Below are 18831 nucleotides of genomic sequence, written 5' to 3' on the forward strand. Positions count from 1 at the left end.
ATAGGTGTAATGATTATGTTGCGGTATATAAAACTCACACTGTCAGCCACGGCCCTGTTGCTAGCCTCGGCGTGTTCGCAAAATGAACTGAAAGGCGAAGTCACCGTATTGCGCTTGGGGCATACGTTAGACACTCAACACTCAGTACATAAAGCAATGGAATATCTTGGCGAGCGCCTAGATTACTATTCTGACGGTACAATGAGTGTGGTTATTTACCCGAGCAGCCAGCTGGGAACCGAGAGGGAGATGGTAGAACTGCTGCAGATTGGCTCACTCGCCATGACTAAGGTGTCGGCAAGTCCTTTGGAAGGGTTTGCTCCCGAAATGAAGATTTTTAGCATTCCCTACATTTTCCGCGATAACGAACACTTCTGGCGTGTATTAAACAGCGATTTAGGCGATGAGCTGCTATCTGGTGTTGAAGACTTCCGACTTAAAGGTCTCGGCTATTACGATGCGGGAAGCCGCAGTTTTTACACCAACGACAAACCAATAGAAACACCAAGCGATCTGAACGGGCTCAAAATTCGCGTATTGAACAGCCCTACTGCAGTAGCAACAGTTCGCGCACTTGGAGGAGCTGCAACCCCCGTTGCCTGGGGAGAACTGTACACTGCGCTTCAGCAAGGCGTTGTAGACGGCGCAGAGAATAACCCGCCCAGCTACTACCTTTCACGTCATTATGAAATTGCCCGTTACTACAGCCTTGACGAGCATACCAGTGTTCCAGACGTCATGCTGGCATCGCTGCCGGTATGGGAAAGTTTGAATGAACAGCAGCGAACGTGGCTAACCAAAGCAATGGAAGACTCTGTTGAATACCAACGCGAACTTTGGAAAACATCTACGCAAGCCTCTTTAGAAAAGGTAAAAGCCGAAGGCGTCACAGTTATTACGCCTGATAAAGCGCCTTTCGTTGAAGCGGTAAAGCCTTTTCATAAGAGCTTTGAAAACACGCCAATTGGCGACTTAATTACGCAAATAAAAGCGATGTAACAATGACAATAATACGCCTCATCGATAAAGCCTTAGCCGGCACCCTTATTATTGCCATGGTAAGTATTTTACTTACCGTAATTTGGCAAGTGGTCTCACGTTACGTACTTAAAGACCCTGCTTCGGTCACCGAAGAGTTGTCTAGGTTCATACTTATTTGGATTGGCATCTTAGGTGCGGCCTACGCCTATCGCCAAAACGCGCATTTGGGGTTCAACTTAATTGTTGAGCGTCAGTCTCGTAAAGTGAAACGCCTTCTACTTACCTCCGTTGAAGTCATTGTCATTATCTTCTGTGTTTTGGTGATGGTTTACGGCGGCGCTGAACTAGTGTCTCTTACATTAGAGCTAGAGCAAATCTCAGCAGCGCTAGGTGTGAAAATGGGCTTTATCTATAGCGTGCTTCCCTTATCTGGAGGCCTTATCATTGCCTATGCACTGGTTAACATTACTGCACTTTGGCGAAACAACAATAAGGAGTCAGCGTAATGGAACTGACCGGTATTATCTTAGTCGTCGCCTTTTTTGTACTCCTTCTTTTAAATGTTCCCATTTCAATCAGCATTGGTGTAGCCACGCTGCTTGCTATGATAATGAGCATGGACATTGCTCCGGCTACCATTACTATTGCCCAGCGTATGGCAGGTGGTCTTAATAGCTTTGCGCTCTTGGCAATCCCATTTTTTGTTTTATCTGGCCTTATCATGGGACGCGGCGGGATAGCCAAGCGATTAATTGAATGTGCAATGGCGCTTATTGGTGCCCTTCCCGGTGGCTTAGCCTTAGTGAATGTTGTTTCCTGCATGCTGTTTGGTGCAATTTCAGGGTCTGCGGTAGCGACTACATCTGCAATTGGCAGCTTCATGTTGCCCGAAATGAAAAAAGCGGGCTACGAGCCGAATTTTAGCGCAGCGGTCACTGCCGCAGCATCAACTACGGGAATGTTAATTCCACCAAGTAATATCCTAATTGTATACGCAATCGCTAGCGGTGGCGTATCCATCGCTGCCCTCTTTATGGCTGGCTATATTCCAGGCATTATGGTGGGTCTAGCGCTCATGCTGGTGTGCTTTATCTACGCAAAAATGAAGGGATACCCCCTATCGCCGCGGCTTCCTATTAAAGTAGTTGTCGAAAAAACTATCGCAGCACTCCCTTCCCTATTCCTCATATTCTTAGTGATTGGCGGCATTGTGGGCGGCGTTTTTACCGCTACCGAAGCTGGTGCCATTGCGGTGGTTTACTCATTGCTGTTAGCTGTGGTGTTTTATAAAGAAGTGGATGCGAAAGCCCTACCTGATATTTTCTTGAAGGCGGCAGAAACGACGGCAATTGTAATGCTGCTTATCGCGGCCTCAACAGCGATGTCTTGGCTATTGTCGTTTGAGAACATTCCGCAAACCTTAAGTAACGCACTGTTGTCGATAAGCGATAACCCATTACTTATTCTTCTCTTAATCAACCTATTGCTTATCGTAGTTGGTGCATTCTTGGATATGACACCTGCCGTACTTATTTTTACGCCCATATTTTTGCCGGTGGCCTTAGAACTTGGAATGAGCGAACTGCAATTCGGCATCATGCTCGTACTCAACTTGTCTATTGGATTGTGCTCACCGCCCGTCGGCGCCGTACTTTTCATTACCTGTGCCATTGCCAAAACCAAACTTGAGAACATCATTCGACCGCTAATACCTTTATATGTGGCTATGTTTGTCGTTCTTATGCTAGTTACGTATGTCGCATGGTTCAGCGAAGCGCTGCCACGTGCACTAGGATTTTAGTAAGGTAGAATCATCAAAACTGAAAGGTGTGGTCAGGCGGAGTTTGATCACACGAACTTTCACTTTTGAGTAACAAAAACATATTGCCCGTATTTGTGTGGTAATATCGGAAGTAACGACATAATAGCGCGGAAAAACAGAGAATTATGAACAAGCGCCCGACTATCAATGATGTTGCAGCCCTAGCAGGTGTTTCAAAGCGTACCGTGTCACGCGTCATTAACGGTGCGACCAATGTGGGAAAAGCAACACGTGAGCGCATTGAAGCGGTCATTCAAGAAACGGGGTTTGCCCCTGACAAGCAAGCGCGTGGTTTAAGTACTAGCCGCTCATACTTGATAGGCCTAATTTACGACAACCCCGATGCCTTGTATATCGACCAAGTGCAAAGAGGCGTGTTAAGCATATGTTCTCAAAAGGGTTATGAGTTAGTTGTACACCCTTGTAGTTATAATGCCGAAGGTTTTGTAGAAGACTGTATTAACTTTGTGCGTCGTTCAAACATAGATGGTGTCATCATATTGCCACCGGTATCCGAATCGAAGTTATTAGCCGACGCGCTGCAACAAAAGAGCATTAACTATGTGCGAATGGCGTCAGTAGATTTAGATGACCATCAAAATATCGTAGTGAGTGACGACAGAGCTGCTTTAAGTGACTTAGCGCGCTATATGGTTTCACTAGGTCATAAAGACATTGGTATCATCAGCGGTCCGCAACAGTATTATTCCTCAAAAGAGCGTTTGGAAGGCTTTGTTGAAACGCTTAACGGCCTGGGTGTCGATGTACCTAAAAACAGGGTAATTGAGGGTAAAAACAGCTTCGAAAGCGGTATAGAATGCGCGCGTCAATTGCTTATTCAGTCACCACGAGTTAAAGCTATTTTTGCAAACAACGATGAAATGGCAGCAGGCGTATTGAAAGTGGCTCATGAAATGGGAATAACCGTACCTGACGAACTATCCGTCGCGGGGTTCGATGACAACCTACTTGCTGCCCGTGTAATCCCTGCCCTTACTACTGTTCAACGTCCCGTTGGCGATATGGCAGCCATTGCAGCGCGTAAAATCATCGCGCACATCGAAGGCAGTGAAGTTAGTGAAACCGAAACGTATCTGGTCAAACCTCACCTAATTATTCGCGATTCAATCAAAAAAGTGTGATTTTTTACAATGAAGTGTTGCTAACACTTCTTTTTCGACCTATTATGCCACCGGTGGCACGACAATAAAAAAGAATGTTAAAAATAAACAATTTGTAAACAGAGCGTAAAAAGCAACGTTTTCTAATCTATCGCTCTTTTTAAATACACAGTGCTTATTTAACAACGCTTAGCGGTTAAATAAGCCGTAAAGATATAGCAGGACTTGTAATGGACGTTAAAACACAACTAGTTAAAGTGCATAATAACGATAACGTTGCGGTTGCAACCTGCCCTATCGTGGCTGGCACTTACATCGCTGAATATGACATTACAGTTAGCCAAGACATTCCTGCTGGCCATAAAGTTGCCTTAGTTACCCTGTCAGACGGTGGCGACATCGTAAAATATGGTTTCAGCATTGGTGCTGCAACAAGCCAAATTAATGCTGGTGAACATGTTCACAGCCATAACGCAAAGACTAAGTTAAAAGGCACTGAACAATACGTTTACGCGCCGTCAAATACCGCTTCAAAACAAAACCATCTTACTTCTGGGTTACAGTTCATGGGCTACAGAAGAGAAAATGGAAAAGTGGGTATTCGCAATGAAGTATGGATCATCAATACCGTAGGCTGCGTAAATAGAACAGCAGACCGTATTGCTAACGAATGTAATCGCCGTTTCGCTAGCGAGTGCGACGGGTTCCGCGCATTTACCCACCCTTTTGGCTGTTCTCAGCTGGGCGATGATTTAGATGACACGCGCACTATCTTAGCCTCTCTCGCATCTCACCCGAACGCTGGTGCGGTGTTAATTGTAGGCTTGGGTTGCGAAAACAATCAGCTTAAGAGTTTACTGCCTCACGTTGATAAACCGGCAAATCGGGTTCGCTTCTACAACGCACAAGAAGTGGTAGATGAGTTAGAAGAAGGCGTAAACGCAGTTTATGACTTGTTAAAAGTAATGGCTAATGACAAACGTGAGCCTATCGACGCTAGCGAATTAACCTTAGGCATGAAGTGCGGTGGTAGCGATGCTTTTAGCGGTATTACTGCCAACCCAACAGTAGGGCGTGTTACCGATTTAATGTGTAATCTAGGTGGCTCGGTCATTTTAACCGAAACGCCAGAAATGTTTGGTGCCGAACAGCTCTTAATGAATCGCGCTAAAAACAAAGACGTATTTGAGGCGTTTAACTCGCTGATTGATGAGTTTAAGAACTACTTTATCGCCCACAACCAACCTATTTACGAAAACCCGTCTCCAGGCAATAAGGCAGGCGGTTTAACCACACTAGAGGAAAAGTCTCTCGGCGCGGTTCAAAAAGGTGGAACGTCTACTATTCAGTCTATCTTGCAGTATGGCGAGCCCAAGCAAGATAAAGGCTTAAGTTTATTACAAGCACCTGGTAACGATGCCGTTAGTTCAACGGCGTTGGCAGCATCGGGGGCACATATCGTTTTATTCACCACAGGCCGAGGCACGCCCCTTGGTTTTCCTGTACCCACAGTCAAGATATCGTCAAATTCAGATATCGCTAATAAGAAGCCACATTGGATAGATTTTAACGCTGGACAAGTTCTGGAAGGCGTATCTATCGATAAGTGTGCCGAAGCGCTACTCCAACATTGTTTGGCAGTGGCATCTGGTCAACAAACCTGCAACGAGAAGAATGGCAGCCATGAGATTGCTATTTGGAAACGTGGCGTCACCCTCTAAAAGAGAGCGTTATGGAATCGATATTATTACATGAAGATAGACTTTTTCCTGCCGATGAAGCAACCCGAAGTGTTGCAAAGGCGCTGTATAAGGAAATTCGAGATCTCCCTATCATAAGTCCACATGGCCATACTGACCCACGTTGGTTTGCACAAAACAACAATTTCACCAATGCAACCGAGCTATTTATCACCCCTGATCACTATGTGTTCAGAATGCTGTATAGCCAAGGTATTAAATTAACTGATATTGGTGTACCACGTTGGGACGGCGGCGAAACGGAAAAGGATCCACGTAAAATCTGGAAACTTCTGGCAGATAACTACCATCTATTTGCTGCCACACCGTCCCGTTTGTGGTTAGACACCGTATTTCACGATGTGTTTGGCTTACGAGAAATGTTGTGTAGCGACAACGCCACGCATTATTACGACCACATCACTGCGCAGCTTCAAGGGGATGACTTTAAACCCCGAGCACTGATGGACCGCTTCAATATTGAAGTGATTGCTACCACTGAAGGTGCGCTTGATGCCCTTCCCCATCACGCAGCGATTAAAGATACACCGTGGGCAAAGCGGGTTATTACCACCTTTAGACCTGATGATGTAGTCGATGCTTCACGCGAAGATATTGTTTCAAACATTGAGAAACTTGGTGAGCTCACCGGTGAAGACACGGCAACCTGGCAGGGCTACCTGAACGCAATTCGTGCACGACGTGCCGTCTTTAGAGAGCACGGTGCGACAGCAACAGATCACGGACACCCAACAGCAAACACTGCTGATTTAAGTGAAGCAGAGTGCATTGCTTTATTCGATAAAGTGAGAAGCGGAAACAGTAACGCTGAAGAGCAAGAGCTATTTAGAGCCCAAATGCTTACCGAATTAGCAGGAATGAGCGTAGAAGACGGCATGGTGATGCAAATTCACCCTGGTTCGTTTAGAAACCACAATAGTCAGCTGTTTACACAGTTTGGTCGCGATAAAGGCCACGACATTCCAATGCAAACAGATTTTGTTAAAGCGCTTCGCCCGTTACTCGGTAAATACGGTAACGAGCCTAACCTCGACATAATTTTGTTCACATTAGATGAAACCACGTACAGCCGCGAATTAGCGCCACTTGCAGGCCACTACCCTTGCCTGAAACTCGGTCCTTCTTGGTGGTTCCATGATAGCCCTGAAGGCATGTTGCGCTTTAGACATCAAGTGACAGAAACCGCAGGTTTCTTCAATACGGTTGGTTTTAACGACGATACGCGCGCGTTCTTGTCTATTCCAGCACGTCATGATGTTGCCAGACGCATTGATTGTCGCTTCCTTGCACAGCTAGTTGTGGAGCACCGCATCAGTGAAACAGAAGCGGCTAGTATTGCCAGAAAACTGACTTATGATTTTGCTAAACAAGCGTACAAACTGGGGTAATCATGACAAAGCCGTTATCAATTTCAACGCTACCTCTTTTAAGTGACAGCGTAAGTAAACCAAATTACGATCTGGAAGCTACCGGTTGTGGCATTGTGCATATTGGCCCAGGAGCCTTTCACCGTGCGCACCAAGCGTATTACACCGAGAAAGCGTTGGCTTACGGTGGTGACTGGCGTATTCACGGTGTATCAATGCGCAGTGCATCACTTAAGGAAGCGTTGAGTACACAAGACAATCTCTATGCGTTGTGTATTGTTGATAACGAGCCTGAAACCCATATTATTGGTGCAATTAAAACCCTTTCTACATTGGCACATGACCGTGATGACATTGTTGCTGCGCTGGTAAATAAACAAACTAAAATTGTTACGCTTACCGTGACAGAAAAGGGCTATTGCCTTAATGCACAAGGTCATCTAGATACTGATCATCCGGATATTAAAGCTGATTTAGTCACACCAGAAACACCGGTAAGTGCAGTTGGCCTTATTGTGCAAGCGCTGGCACAACGTAAGCAGGCAGGTTATGCCGATATTACTATTATCAGCTGCGACAACGTCTCAGACAACGGTAAAAAGCTGCAAAAAGCGGTGACCGAGTTCGCCAATAAAACGGATGAATCATTAGGCCAGTGGATAACCGAGAATATCGCCTTCCCCTGCACTATGGTCGACAGTATCACGCCAGCAACTGAAGACAGCTTTAAAGCCAACGTTACCAATGAGTTGGGTTTAACTGATAACTGGCCTATTCAGCGTGAGGCTTTTACGCAATGGGTGGTTGAAGATAATTTTTCTGGCCCACGACCCGCATGGGATAAAGTAGGCGTTACGTTTACTCATGATGTGAGCTTTTTTGAAAAAGCAAAGCTTCGCATTTTGAACGGCACACACACAACGTTAGCCTACATAGGGTTATTGCTTGGCAAGGAAACCGTATACGACGCAATGCGTACCCCAGCCATAAAGCAATTGATTCAAACCATGTTGAAAGAAGAAATTGTTCCCTCTCTTTCCAGTGAAAACGAGAATGCGGATCGCGGTACACAAGACTTCGACCTGAATGCTTACGCACAAGATATTGTTAAGCGCTACGAGAATAAGCATATTCGCCACCTGTTGTCGCAAATTGCCTGGGACGGGTCACAGAAAATCCCATTTCGAATTCTCGACACAGTACGCGATAACCTAAAAGCAAAACGAAACATCGATTTGCTCTGTAGTGCTGTTGCGGCGTGGTGTCTATTTGTGAACAGCAAGGCGTGCTTAAACGAAACCATTACCGACCCGCTAGATAGTACGTTAAGGGCTACAGCGAAATCGGTAGACTTTCAGGCGATAGAACTTGCTAAAAAATTGCTATCACTCGATACCATGTTCGCCGAACTGTCGGTAAATAATACGTTTAAGGAAAAGGTGCTCGAGAAAGTTAATCAGCTACTTGATATTTTATCGCACGAAAATAGCAACGAAAGTAAGCAAGGCTCTGCTACCACTATGTTAACAGAAAGTTCGCTAGATTCACTAAAAGGAACCGCGTGATGAAAAGTACTTTTTCCATGCTTAAAGGCGCCCCATTACTCCCTATTATTCAGCCTAAATCTGTAGACGAGGGGCTTCACCTGGCAGAAGCAATTGCAAATAGCGGCCTGTGCAACATAGAAGTAGTGAAACGCAGCGACGCAGCATTTGAAGCTCTGTCAGCGATTAGAAAACAGTTTCCTGAGCTTGTAGTGGGCATGGGTACATTGTTAAATCGCACCCACGTATTCGAAGCGTTAGATGCGGGCGCGCAATTTTTGATAACGCCAACCAGTTCAGAGGTATTGCTCGATACACTGATCGCTTCAAATGCACCCTTTTTGCCAGGTGTCGCTACACCTGCCGATATTCTTTTGGCGCACCAAAAAGGCATTCGCGAAATGAAGTTCTTTCCTGCGAGTCTTAGCGGCGGAACACCTTTTCTTAAAGCGATTTCAAGCGTATTTAGCGATGTTTCCTTCTGCCCTACCGGCGGCATTAATGGCGACAACGCGAATGAGTATCTCTCGCTTGGCAATGTTCGAGCAGTAGGCGGTACATGGATGATGCCAAAGGCAGCCATTGAAGCAAAAAATTGGCAAGCTATAACTTTGGCATGTCAACAAAGCCTAACATTGTTTGATGAGGCTGCGGCATGAGCATAGTTGATACCAACCAAAGAATGGTTATTTTTGGCGAGTGCATGGTAGAGCTTCGAAGCACTCAGCGTGAATCATCAATTAGTACGTGTGATGACAACACAGATAATAACCTTATGGCGAAAAGCTTTGCTGGCGACACCTACAACACTGCGGTTTATCTAAAGCGCTGCTTGCCTTCATCTTCCATTAGCTACTTAACAGCGATAGGTGCTGACTTTTTAAGCGATGAGCTGCTGTTTAAAATGGGTGAGCACGAAATTAACACTGATTTAGTGTTTCGCTCGTCGTCGCGCAATCTTGGTCTGTATATGATCCGCAACGACAACGAAGGTGAAAGAACCTTTGCATATTGGCGTAACCAGTCTGCGGCAACACAGACGCTCAACATCATGAAGGGCGCCGAGTTTGCGTGTGACTGGTTTTATTTGAGCGGTATCTCTATTGCCATTTTAGACGACGAACAGCGTGCTACACTATTCGAACTGATTTCGTCCCTCAAGGCCAAAGGCAGTAAGATTGCCTTTGATCCTAACTATCGAGCACGCCTTTGGTCGTCTCAAGAAGATGCCAAATACTGGACGGGTAAGGCTTATGCTGAAGCAGACTTAGCGTTCCCTGGCGCAGACGACCATTTAATGCTGTTTGGCCACACCAATGCTGATGAAATATTTAGCTATTTAGCCGACAAACAGATTGAAGAAATCGTAATGAAAAACGGTGCTGTTGGCGTTCATATACTCCGCCAACAAGAGCAATGTATAGTGCCGGTAGAACGTGTTGAACAGGTGGTGGATACCACAGCTGCTGGCGATGCATTTAATGGCGGTTATATGGCCGCTCGACTTGCAGGTAGAAAGCCTGTTGAAAGCGCAAGCTATGGGGCAAAGGTGGCAGCCACGGTAATAACCTACCCCGGTGCCATTATATCTGGTGATGCCTTCACTAATCACATACCGTCCTTATAGTCGGTATGTGACCTTCCCTTTTTTCTTTTCTCTTCCCTCTTCCTCACTAATCGCTCGCCACATACACAATTGATAACGATGCCTCAGCAAGTTAGCTAAGATAGGTTGCTGTGCGTTAGTTTAAATAGGCGCGGCGCACCACTTTGTTTAGTTTGATTTATAGAGTGTCTCGATAAACGTATTTTGCCAGCGGATGCGCTGTTGCTTTTAGCTCTCGAACGAATATCTGCGCCATTTTTGCAGCACCGACTACATTCAAGTGAGTGTCGTCGTTCTTACCTTCAGGGTAGCGCGTATATAAGTCGGCAGGCACCTTAATGAAGTAATGGTTACTTTTAGGTTCGCCAATCTGAGCAAGAAAGTCACAGGTTAGTGTATTCATAGGAATAAATGGCACGTTAGCTTGCAGTGCTACTTTCTTCGCAGCATCGGCATACGCCAACAACGTGCGTTTCAACACGCCTTCCTCGGTGAAATGACGCCTGCAAATACTACTTGCAATAATAACTGATGCGCCTCTCGCTTCAACGTCTTGCACAAACTGTTTCAAATAAGCAGGATAGGCATTTTCCGGGTCGGCATAGCGAGCGGGGTCCGACTGTTTTTGATCGTTGTGACCAAACTGAATTACCACAAAGTCACCTTCAGAAAGATCAGATAACAGCACTTGCCAACGCCCTTCGTCCACAAATCGCTTTGTGCTTCTGCCGTTAGCTGCGTGGTTTTTAATATTTATATTTGGAAGCATGAATTCAGGAAGTAATTGCCCCCAACCACGTTCTGGATATGACAACATTGGCTTGTCTGACATGGTTGAATCGCCAACCAAATGTAGGGTAACCGGCTTTTTGTAGGGTGGAGCTTTTACACTCCCTTCGTTCTCTGCAATTCCAGCACTTTGTTCCTTAGCAAAGTGAGCATTTGAGCTAGCGAGAACAAAAGTGCTTGAATGAGACACGTAGCTGCTTTGAAGAACCGACGTACTTTCTTGGCCTGCCAATGCAAGAGTACTCGATACAGCAATGACGCTTGCAAAACTGTAGCGAAGCGCGTTGAATATTTTCCCTGTGGCGGGTTTACTTGAATTTCTCACACCTTTTCTCCTTCTCGACATTAGTAGAGTTGCGCTCCAGTTAAGTGATAAAGCAGATAGACGCATTCAGGAACAGTCCGCAATGTCGCCATGTCGCACATAAAAAAGGCCATCATTACGATGGCCAAACACACCCGTCTTCACGGAACACAACATTTAATTATTATCTCCGGCCGGCCAACATAATTGGTCGGCCTGTTTTTTTACATAGTATAACGAGCGCCAAGGAAGAACTGACGGCCCGTGTGGTTGTACTCACGTACCAAGTTCAAAGAGCCATCACCCGTGGTAAACAAGCGCTCGTACTCGTCGGTAAGGTTAATGACTTCAAAGGTCAACGTTAGCTCGTCGTTTACGTTATAAAATGACGAGAAATCTACCTGCGTTGGGCCAGTCGTGCCGTGTGCAACGTTACCATTGCTGCCAGTAAAGTCTGTCAGGTAATCGTCGCGTTTGTTAACTGACACACGCGCACCGTATTGGTCTGTTTCGTAATACACCGTAAAGTTGTACGATGTTTCACTCATACCTTCGATGTCGTCAGCGTTAACGTGAGTGTAGTTCGACACGATACCCATGTTTTCGAACAGTCCTGGTAAGAAACTTAGCGGCTGCTGATAAATTAACTCATAACCGCTTACACTTCTGTCTTCAGCGTTAATTGGACTGCTATGCTCGTATGGGATAGTGCGAGGGTCTAGCGCAATTACAGGGTCAAACTGTGCATCGTTGTCGATAAAGTCGTAGTAAGCACTGTCGACTAAACGCTCTTCTGATGCGCGAACAATCCAGTTATCAATGTCTTTGTAGAACACGGTTGCTGCTAGTAGCGCTTCGTCATCGAAGTACCATTCAACGCCAAAATCAACGTTGTTTGACGTAAACGGGTCAAGGAACGGGTTACCTACACTCACTGAGCCGTTAATATAGTCGAAGCTAGGATTACCAGGGTTCAACGAGTTCAAACTCGGGCGTGTCATTGACTGCGTTAAGCCAAGGCGAACAACAACGTCATCGGTTGCTTCAAGCGCTAAGTTAACTGCTGGTAAAAAGTTATTGTACTCGTTTTCGATTTGTACCGTTTCACCTTGAATAAAGCCTTCAGAGGTTGTGGTTGTTTTCACATAACGCACACCGTAATTAGCACGAAGTAACATGTCGGCAATTTCATAGCTCGTATCAAGCTCAAGGTACATGGCCGATGTTTCTTCGCCTACTTGCCAGCTTTGTGCAGAACGCGGTGTCCAAACAACATCTAACAGTTGGCTATTAATGGCGTCAAAGTCAGCAACAAGGAAGGGGTCAAGAGGGCCATCAAAGCCACTTCCGAAATCGTCTACCGGCATCATTTCAGCAAAACCTACAGCCGAATCTTGATCTGGGAAGCCATTTATTTGCTCTTCACTATAAGTGACGACACGGTCGTTGTAGGCAAAGCCCGCCTTAATCGTGACTTCATCACCTAAGTATGTCGCATCAAATTTGACTGTGTCGTTTTCACGCAATACATCAGTGGCACGTAAACGACCATCGCTAAGGTTGTAATTACTTGCGTCATTAACGTCATAACCGTAGGTCACTTCAGGCGCGTTGCTGTTGTTGCTAAAATCAAAGCCGTAGCTTGTTTCTTCCAACAGCGTCATATTGTAGCGATATTGCTCTGAACGTGCGTCAGACTCTGCAGTGCCAGCCATCATGTCAAGTTTCAGGTTTTCACCAATAAACCACTCGCCAGAAATAACAAATTGGCTAAAGTCAGTGGTAGATTCCTGTAAACGGCTCTCGATACGCGATTTGATACCGTCGTAAGTACCAGCCAATACCTGTTGACCATTAGGATGAACAGTAATAGAGGTTGGCGTAATTTCTTCAAATGTACTTCTGAACATATGGAAGAAGTTATACATGGTACGGGTGTTATCAAGCTTGGACACTAAACCGTCTAACGTTAGTGTGAAGTTGTCTGTTGCAGCCCACTGAATTGAACCGGTGAAACCCACACGCTCTTGATCATTACCGAAGTAGTCAGGTCTAGGCAGACGAGGGGTCCACAAACAGTTGATAGGATCTACCGATTCACCCTCATACTGACAATCGTCTACATCAGGCGTGCCGGTAACAACAGTGTTAGATGTATCGCCGTAAATGCCACCGCCATCGCGAACCGGTGTAGTCCAACGAACGGTACCAAAGCCTTCCTGTCTTACTGTGCGCTCAGAGAACGCAGCCGAGAAAAGTACACCAACTTTGTCGTCAGCAAAGCGATTGCTGATCATGAATGCTGCACGAGGGTCAGTCTCTTCAGTGATACTGTTATAGCCGCCTTGAAGAGATGAAACGAATTTGAAACCGTCGTAATCGAAGGGCTTTGCTGAGTACAGATCAACTGTACCTGCAATACCGCCTTCCTCCATTGAAGCTGTAGGAGACTTTTGAATATCGACACGATTAAATAATTCAGAAGCAAAAATATTAAAGTCGAAGCCGCGGCCGCCGTTTACGCCGCCACCTGAATCTGTCCCGTCTGTACTAGCTGGTACTTCCATGCCGTTAAGTGTTGTGCGGGTAAACGAAGGGCTTAAACCACGTAAGGTAATTTGACGCCCTTCCCCACCTTCACGAGAAATCGCTACACCGGGTACACGTTGAATAGACTCTGCAATGTTTAAGTCCGGGAATTTACCAATGTCTTGCGCAACAATTGATTCTTTGCTGTTTACTGACGTTCGCTTTTCCATCAGTGATTTATTAAGTGAGCCACGAAAGCCTGATACTTCGATGACTTCCATATTTTGCGCTTCGGTTTCACTGGTTTGTTCGTCTGTGGCTTCTTGCGCATGAATGTGTGCGCCTGACAACGCTAGCGTAACAAGAACAGCGAGTTGCTTTTTCTTTGGTAACATTGTTGTTTCTCCGGTTTTTATATTTATAAGAGACGCGCATACTGACTAACGATAAAAATGCCTGTGAAGCGTGTATAAACTCTTTAAGTTTACACAATTTAAACATTTTTCGTATTTAATCATCTCACTTCCTTTTATGCCACCGGATAACATTTCGGTATGAAATACCGCCTATGTTTTACATTTATCCAATAGCACGTCTTGGCTGTTAAGGAAGCGAAAACGCGTCAAATCTAATTCATTCTCTACAGTGATTTCGTCAATCACCGAAACCTTGAATAAGAAGAGTTGCAGGGTACAGCTGTATATTTTAATTAGAGCAAAACTTCTCTTCGGCAATAATGTAAACCCCGAAAACAACACTCAAGCTTTACATTTGGTTTACATCCTAAACAGTTATGCTACCGGTGGCAACAATTTTGTTGAAAAAATTTACAATAAGTAGAAATTTGATATGCAATGATGAAAGAAGAAGAGACTATAGAAACCAACCAAAGCAGAATAAACGCTTTAATTAAAACATTTAAATACAGTTATTTACGTCACATTGAACACTTTTTAGATGCGTAAAATAAAAGTTAAAAAATGTAAATAAATCCGTTGACATATGAGCAAATAAAAACCATTATGCTACCGGTAGCACAGAGTGTATTTACAATGTTATAAAAATAAGGGTTTGTTATGCTAAAAGGTATTCTACGCGCAGCTTCCGTTGTAGCTTGCACGGCGTTTGTTTCTTCCGCTGCTAATGCAAATGATTGGGTACAAATGCCTCTCGACAACACACAATCATGGTCTATGAGAATGATAGAGTCTGAGATGGTGCGTTTCCCAGAAGCTTGGCAAATCGATTGGGATGAGAAGCCACAATGGGATTACGTTCACGGTCTCAACCTTCTTGCCATAACAGAAGTCTATCAAGAGACTAAAGATCCCCGTCTCCTGTCTTATGTAAAAGGTTACTACGACATGTTGGTTCAACAAGACGGAAGTATCAAAACCTATGATATCAATAAGTTTAATATTGATATGGTTAACCCTGGTAAAGTGCTGTTTTTCCTCTATGAAGAAACCGGCAACCCTAAGTACAAAAAAGCCGCTGACCTACTTAGAACGCAGCTTACTACTCACCCACGTACCGAGCAAGGTGGCTTTTGGCATAAGAAACGCTATCCAGACCAAATGTGGCTTGATGGTCTATACATGGGGGCTCCCTTCTACGCTGAATACATTGTTAAGTACGGCGATATGAAAGAGCTAGACGATGTATTTTTGCAATTTGAACTCATTGAAGAGCACCTTTACGACGAAAAAACAGGCCTCCCCTTACATGGCTGGGACGCATCTAAAAAGCAAAAGTGGGCTGATAAAGAAACAGGTCTTTCTCAACATCACTGGTCACGTTCGCTAGGTTGGTATGCTATGGCAATGGTGGATGTGCTAGAAGTTGTTCCTGCCGAACACCCAAAAACACCGTGGCTACAAGGGCGCTTTAAAGCGTTTATCGACGCTACGCTTACCTATCAACATAATTCAGGCACCTGGTATCAGGTTACTGACTTGGGAAGCCGTGAAGGAAACTACCTTGAAGCATCAGGTACAGCAATGTTGACCTACGCTATGGCTAAAGGTGCAAGCCTTAAGTTTCTTCCTGAGGAATACAAAGCTCACGCAGAAAAAGGGTTTGCTGGACTTCTTGATCAAATGATTTCGGTTAATCCAGAAACTAACGTTATCAGCCTTGAGCAAGTTTGCGCTGTTGCTGGTCTTGGTGGAAATCCATATAGAGATGGTTCATTCGACTACTACATGAGTGAGCCAATCAGAGCAAACGACGCGAAAGGTGTAGGCCCATTCATTCTGGCTGCACATTATTTGAATAAGTAAAAAGCGCTAAATTATAAATAAAAGGGGTATATGATGGTCCGACCTAACTCACCGAATGCCAGACGTCACTTCTTAAAGTCTGGTCTCGCCACCACTGTTGCAGCTTCTGGGATGGCTGTAGGTGTTCCTACATTCCTATCCGGATGTGCAAATGTGACCGAAACGGGAAGGACTCAACGCCAGTGGGACGCCGAAGCAAACCTTATTAAAGGGATGATAAAGCGCCCCACCTTTGCAAAGCGCGAAGCTAATGTTACCGACTTTTTAAATGAAAATGGCAGTGACTTTAAGCAAGCGTTACATGCAGCTATCGACCAAGTCGCACGCCAAGGTGGTGGCAAAGTGGTTGTGCCAAAAGGCGACTGGCTATGCACCGGCCCAATTCACTTACAGTCGAATATAAACTTGCATATTGAGGCAGGCGCAACAATTCGATTTTCTACCAATCCTGATGATTACAAACCATACGTTTTTACTCGCTGGGAAGGTATGGAGTTAATGGGTTACTCCCCTCTTATTTATGCTTTTGAGCAAACTAATATCGCAATTACCGGCAAAGGTACGCTTGACGGTAGCGCGGCGAAAGACAACTGGTGGCCATGGAAAGGTAAGTGGAAGGCTTCAACATGGGGTGATGATCCGGTTGAGAACCAAAAATATACCAGAGACACGCTGCAAGTAATGGTAGAAAACGGGACACCCGTTAGTGACCGCGTTTTTGAAAATAATTACCTGCGCCCTCCGTTTATACAACCTTACCGCTGTGAAAATGTACTTATCGAGGGTGTTACCATCCTGCGCTCTCCATTTTGGTTAGTTAACCCTGTGCTTTGCAAGAACGTCACCGTTAACGACGTGTACTGTAAAAGTTTCGGCCCAAATTCGGACGGGTGCGACCCTGAAAGCTGCACGAACGTTCTTATCTCTAACTGTACATTTGATACAGGGGACGATTGCATTGCCATTAAATCTGGACGCAATGCAGACGGCAGAAGGGTCAACGTTCCCTGCAGTAATATCGTCATAGAACATTGCGAGATGAAGGCTGGCCATGGCGGTGTTGTAATCGGCAGTGAAATATCCGGCGGTGTAGAGAATCTCTATGCTCAGCATTGCACCATGAGTAGCCCTGATTTAGACCGCGGCATTAGAATTAAAACCAACAGTATTCGGGGTGGTCACCTAAAAAATCTAAACTATCGCAATATCGATATTGGGACGGTGAAAGACGCTGTTGTCGTGAATTTCTTCTACGAAGAAGGTGATGCCGGTAACTTCCCTCCACTACTGGAAGATATCACTATAGAGAACTTAAACGTTGCGTCAGCTAACCGGGCCTTTGTGCTTCGCGGGTATGACCATACGCCTATTTCTGGGTTGACGTTGAATAACATAACGATAAAACGTGCGCTTAAAGATGCCGTTATCGAAAACGTAGCGCATCTTTCAATAAACAATGTGTTTATTAATAGCCAACCATTTAACAAGCACGGGCTGTAGAAGAATAAATACTATGGAATTTAATAAAGCACGTGTCAGTCTTAGTTTAGCCTTTGTGTTGCTGGCAGGTATACTTTTCAGTGGATTAAGCGCGGCAATGCCAGCAACGACGGATGTAGTGGTAGCTAAATCACATGACAGTGACGATGACAGTGACGTAAGTAAGGGCGCTTTACCTCATTTTAACTCTGTGTCCCAAGCTGTTGCTTATATCGCGTCTCACAAGCCACAAAAAGATAAAGTATGGACCGTCTTTATTAGCGAAGGCATTTATCGAGAGCGTGTCGTCATAAACGTTGATAATGTTCACTTTGTGGGCCAGTCGCAAGAAACAACGACTATCGTTTTCAATCGGTATGCAGGTCAACAAGTCGCAGAGAATTCTCAAGAAAAATGGGGAACTCGTCGCACTGCCACTGTGGAGATTTTAGGTGATAATATCACTCTGGAAAATATCACTATCACCAATGATTTTGATTATCCCGGTAACGAGGTCAAAGCAAAAGACGACCCTACTCGATTATCAGGTACGCAGGCAGTAGCGCTTAAAACCGATGTGAACTCAGATCGCACTTACCTTAAAAATGTCGCACTCTGGGGTTACCAAGATACCCTCTATTTAAAAGGTGACCGCGCTCTGATTGAAGGCGGAACAATAGCAGGACATATTGACTTTATTTTTGGTGAGGGCACCGCGTTTTTTGAAAGCGTTTCTATTGTTTCCCGTACACGTTTTTCTGGCGGTGATAGCGAAGGACTAACAGGCTACATCACCGCCCCAAGCACTCATTTACAGCGTCCTTATGGGTTAACGTTCAATAACTGTAGGCTTGAAAGAGAACACGGCGTTCCAAATGAAAGCGTGGCACTGGGAAGGCCTTGGCATCCTACAACCACCTTTTCAGATGGCCGATATGCAAACCCTTACGCTGTAGGTAAAACCACGTTTATCAACACCTATATGGCAGGTCATATCATCCAAAAGCGCTGGACTACTATGGGTGGAACTACGCCATCAGGTACAAAGAGACCATTTAATCCCCATACAGAAGCAAGATTTTCCGAGTACCAATCTCATGGAGAAGGTGCACCTAAAGCAGTCTCCTCACCAGCAATAAACTCTCATTTTCTGAATGATAAAAACGCGGCTTTTTACACTAAAGAGGCGGTATTGCGAGGCTGGGTGCCTAATAACATCCCGAAAGATATTAAATAGAGCAACATAA

Annotated in this window: 14 protein-coding genes; 12 read left to right on the top strand and 2 right to left on the bottom strand. The window is 45.1% G+C overall.

What is annotated here, in order from left to right:
- Positions 1 to 15: 15 nt before the first annotated feature.
- The 9 genes from ACFI6L_RS09505 (at position 16) to ACFI6L_RS09545 (ending at position 10222) form a co-directional block, all read left to right on the top strand.
- Positions 16 to 999: a TRAP transporter substrate-binding protein gene (locus tag ACFI6L_RS09505; protein ID WP_239301887.1), complete on the top strand. Its 984-nt coding sequence runs from the start codon at positions 16 to 18 to the stop codon at positions 997 to 999.
- Between the two features lie 2 nt (positions 1000 to 1001).
- Complete coding sequence (locus tag ACFI6L_RS09510; RefSeq protein WP_156078508.1) at positions 1002 to 1487, top strand: TRAP transporter small permease; 486 nt, start codon at positions 1002 to 1004, stop codon at positions 1485 to 1487.
- Entirely contained in the window at positions 1487 to 2782 is a 1296-nt protein-coding gene (locus ACFI6L_RS09515; protein WP_423088934.1) for a TRAP transporter large permease, read from the top strand. The genes ACFI6L_RS09510 and ACFI6L_RS09515 overlap by 1 nt, the downstream gene beginning before the upstream one ends.
- A gap of 146 nt (positions 2783 to 2928) precedes the next feature.
- Positions 2929 to 3945, top strand: coding sequence for a LacI family DNA-binding transcriptional regulator (locus ACFI6L_RS09520; RefSeq protein ID WP_014949874.1), 1017 nt, complete (start codon positions 2929 to 2931; stop codon positions 3943 to 3945).
- Positions 3946 to 4154: 209 nt separating this feature from the next.
- Positions 4155 to 5645, top strand: coding sequence for a UxaA family hydrolase (locus ACFI6L_RS09525; RefSeq protein WP_014949875.1), 1491 nt, complete (start codon positions 4155 to 4157; stop codon positions 5643 to 5645).
- Between the two features lie 11 nt (positions 5646 to 5656).
- Complete coding sequence (gene uxaC / locus ACFI6L_RS09530; RefSeq protein WP_039225321.1) at positions 5657 to 7072, top strand: glucuronate isomerase; 1416 nt, start codon at positions 5657 to 5659, stop codon at positions 7070 to 7072.
- 2 nt (positions 7073 to 7074) lie between these two features.
- Complete coding sequence (locus ACFI6L_RS09535; RefSeq protein WP_462573869.1) at positions 7075 to 8616, top strand: mannitol dehydrogenase family protein; 1542 nt, start codon at positions 7075 to 7077, stop codon at positions 8614 to 8616.
- Positions 8616 to 9254 (top strand): bifunctional 4-hydroxy-2-oxoglutarate aldolase/2-dehydro-3-deoxy-phosphogluconate aldolase, encoded by a 639-nt coding sequence (eda, locus tag ACFI6L_RS09540; RefSeq protein WP_462573870.1) that lies wholly within the window; start codon positions 8616 to 8618, stop codon positions 9252 to 9254. Before ACFI6L_RS09535 ends, eda begins: the two co-directional genes overlap by 1 nt.
- Positions 9251 to 10222 (top strand): sugar kinase, encoded by a 972-nt coding sequence (locus ACFI6L_RS09545; RefSeq protein ID WP_462573871.1) that lies wholly within the window; start codon positions 9251 to 9253, stop codon positions 10220 to 10222. Before eda ends, ACFI6L_RS09545 begins: the two co-directional genes overlap by 4 nt.
- Before the next feature lie 157 nt (positions 10223 to 10379).
- On the opposite strand, the gene ACFI6L_RS09550 is transcribed toward ACFI6L_RS09545, so the two are convergent.
- Both ACFI6L_RS09550 and ACFI6L_RS09555 read right to left on the bottom strand, forming a co-directional pair.
- On the bottom strand, positions 10380 to 11315 hold the full coding sequence (locus ACFI6L_RS09550) for a rhamnogalacturonan acetylesterase (RefSeq protein ID WP_462573872.1): 936 nt from the start codon (positions 11313 to 11315) through the stop codon (positions 10380 to 10382).
- Between the two features lie 203 nt (positions 11316 to 11518).
- On the bottom strand, positions 11519 to 14218 hold the full coding sequence (locus ACFI6L_RS09555; RefSeq protein WP_462573874.1) for a TonB-dependent receptor: 2700 nt from the start codon (positions 14216 to 14218) through the stop codon (positions 11519 to 11521).
- A gap of 681 nt (positions 14219 to 14899) precedes the next feature.
- Here ACFI6L_RS09555 and ACFI6L_RS09560 point away from each other — a divergent pair.
- From ACFI6L_RS09560 to ACFI6L_RS09570, 3 genes are read left to right on the top strand one after another with little or no spacing between them, the layout of a single operon-like run.
- Positions 14900 to 16105, top strand: a complete 1206-nt coding sequence (locus ACFI6L_RS09560; RefSeq protein WP_202285807.1) for a glycoside hydrolase family 88/105 protein — start codon at positions 14900 to 14902, stop codon at positions 16103 to 16105.
- 33 nt (positions 16106 to 16138) lie between these two features.
- Positions 16139 to 17605, top strand: a complete 1467-nt coding sequence (locus tag ACFI6L_RS09565) for a glycoside hydrolase family 28 protein (protein ID WP_202285805.1) — start codon at positions 16139 to 16141, stop codon at positions 17603 to 17605.
- 13 nt (positions 17606 to 17618) lie between these two features.
- The gene (locus ACFI6L_RS09570) at positions 17619 to 18821 is read left to right on the top strand and encodes a pectinesterase family protein (protein WP_202285803.1); all 1203 of its coding nucleotides are present in this window, start codon (positions 17619 to 17621) and stop codon (positions 18819 to 18821) included.
- Positions 18822 to 18831: the final 10 nt, after the last annotated feature.

It is taken from the genome of Alteromonas sp. G4i35 (assembly GCF_054960375.1).

Coding starts and splice junctions, on each gene's coding strand:
- ACFI6L_RS09510 (WP_156078508.1), top strand. CDS start 1,002: ATGACAATAATACGCCTCATCGATAAAGCCTTAGCCGGCACCCTTATT.
- ACFI6L_RS09570 (WP_202285803.1), top strand. CDS start 17,619: ATGGAATTTAATAAAGCACGTGTCAGTCTTAGTTTAGCCTTTGTGTTG.
- ACFI6L_RS09555 (WP_462573874.1), bottom strand. CDS start 14,218: ATGTTACCAAAGAAAAAGCAACTCGCTGTTCTTGTTACGCTAGCGTTG.
- ACFI6L_RS09505 (WP_239301887.1), top strand. CDS start 16: ATGTTGCGGTATATAAAACTCACACTGTCAGCCACGGCCCTGTTGCTA.
- ACFI6L_RS09515 (WP_423088934.1), top strand. CDS start 1,487: ATGGAACTGACCGGTATTATCTTAGTCGTCGCCTTTTTTGTACTCCTT.
- ACFI6L_RS09565 (WP_202285805.1), top strand. CDS start 16,139: ATGGTCCGACCTAACTCACCGAATGCCAGACGTCACTTCTTAAAGTCT.
- eda (WP_462573870.1), top strand. CDS start 8,616: ATGAAAAGTACTTTTTCCATGCTTAAAGGCGCCCCATTACTCCCTATT.
- ACFI6L_RS09560 (WP_202285807.1), top strand. CDS start 14,900: ATGCTAAAAGGTATTCTACGCGCAGCTTCCGTTGTAGCTTGCACGGCG.
- ACFI6L_RS09520 (WP_014949874.1), top strand. CDS start 2,929: ATGAACAAGCGCCCGACTATCAATGATGTTGCAGCCCTAGCAGGTGTT.
- ACFI6L_RS09545 (WP_462573871.1), top strand. CDS start 9,251: ATGAGCATAGTTGATACCAACCAAAGAATGGTTATTTTTGGCGAGTGC.
- ACFI6L_RS09535 (WP_462573869.1), top strand. CDS start 7,075: ATGACAAAGCCGTTATCAATTTCAACGCTACCTCTTTTAAGTGACAGC.
- uxaC (WP_039225321.1), top strand. CDS start 5,657: ATGGAATCGATATTATTACATGAAGATAGACTTTTTCCTGCCGATGAA.
- ACFI6L_RS09525 (WP_014949875.1), top strand. CDS start 4,155: ATGGACGTTAAAACACAACTAGTTAAAGTGCATAATAACGATAACGTT.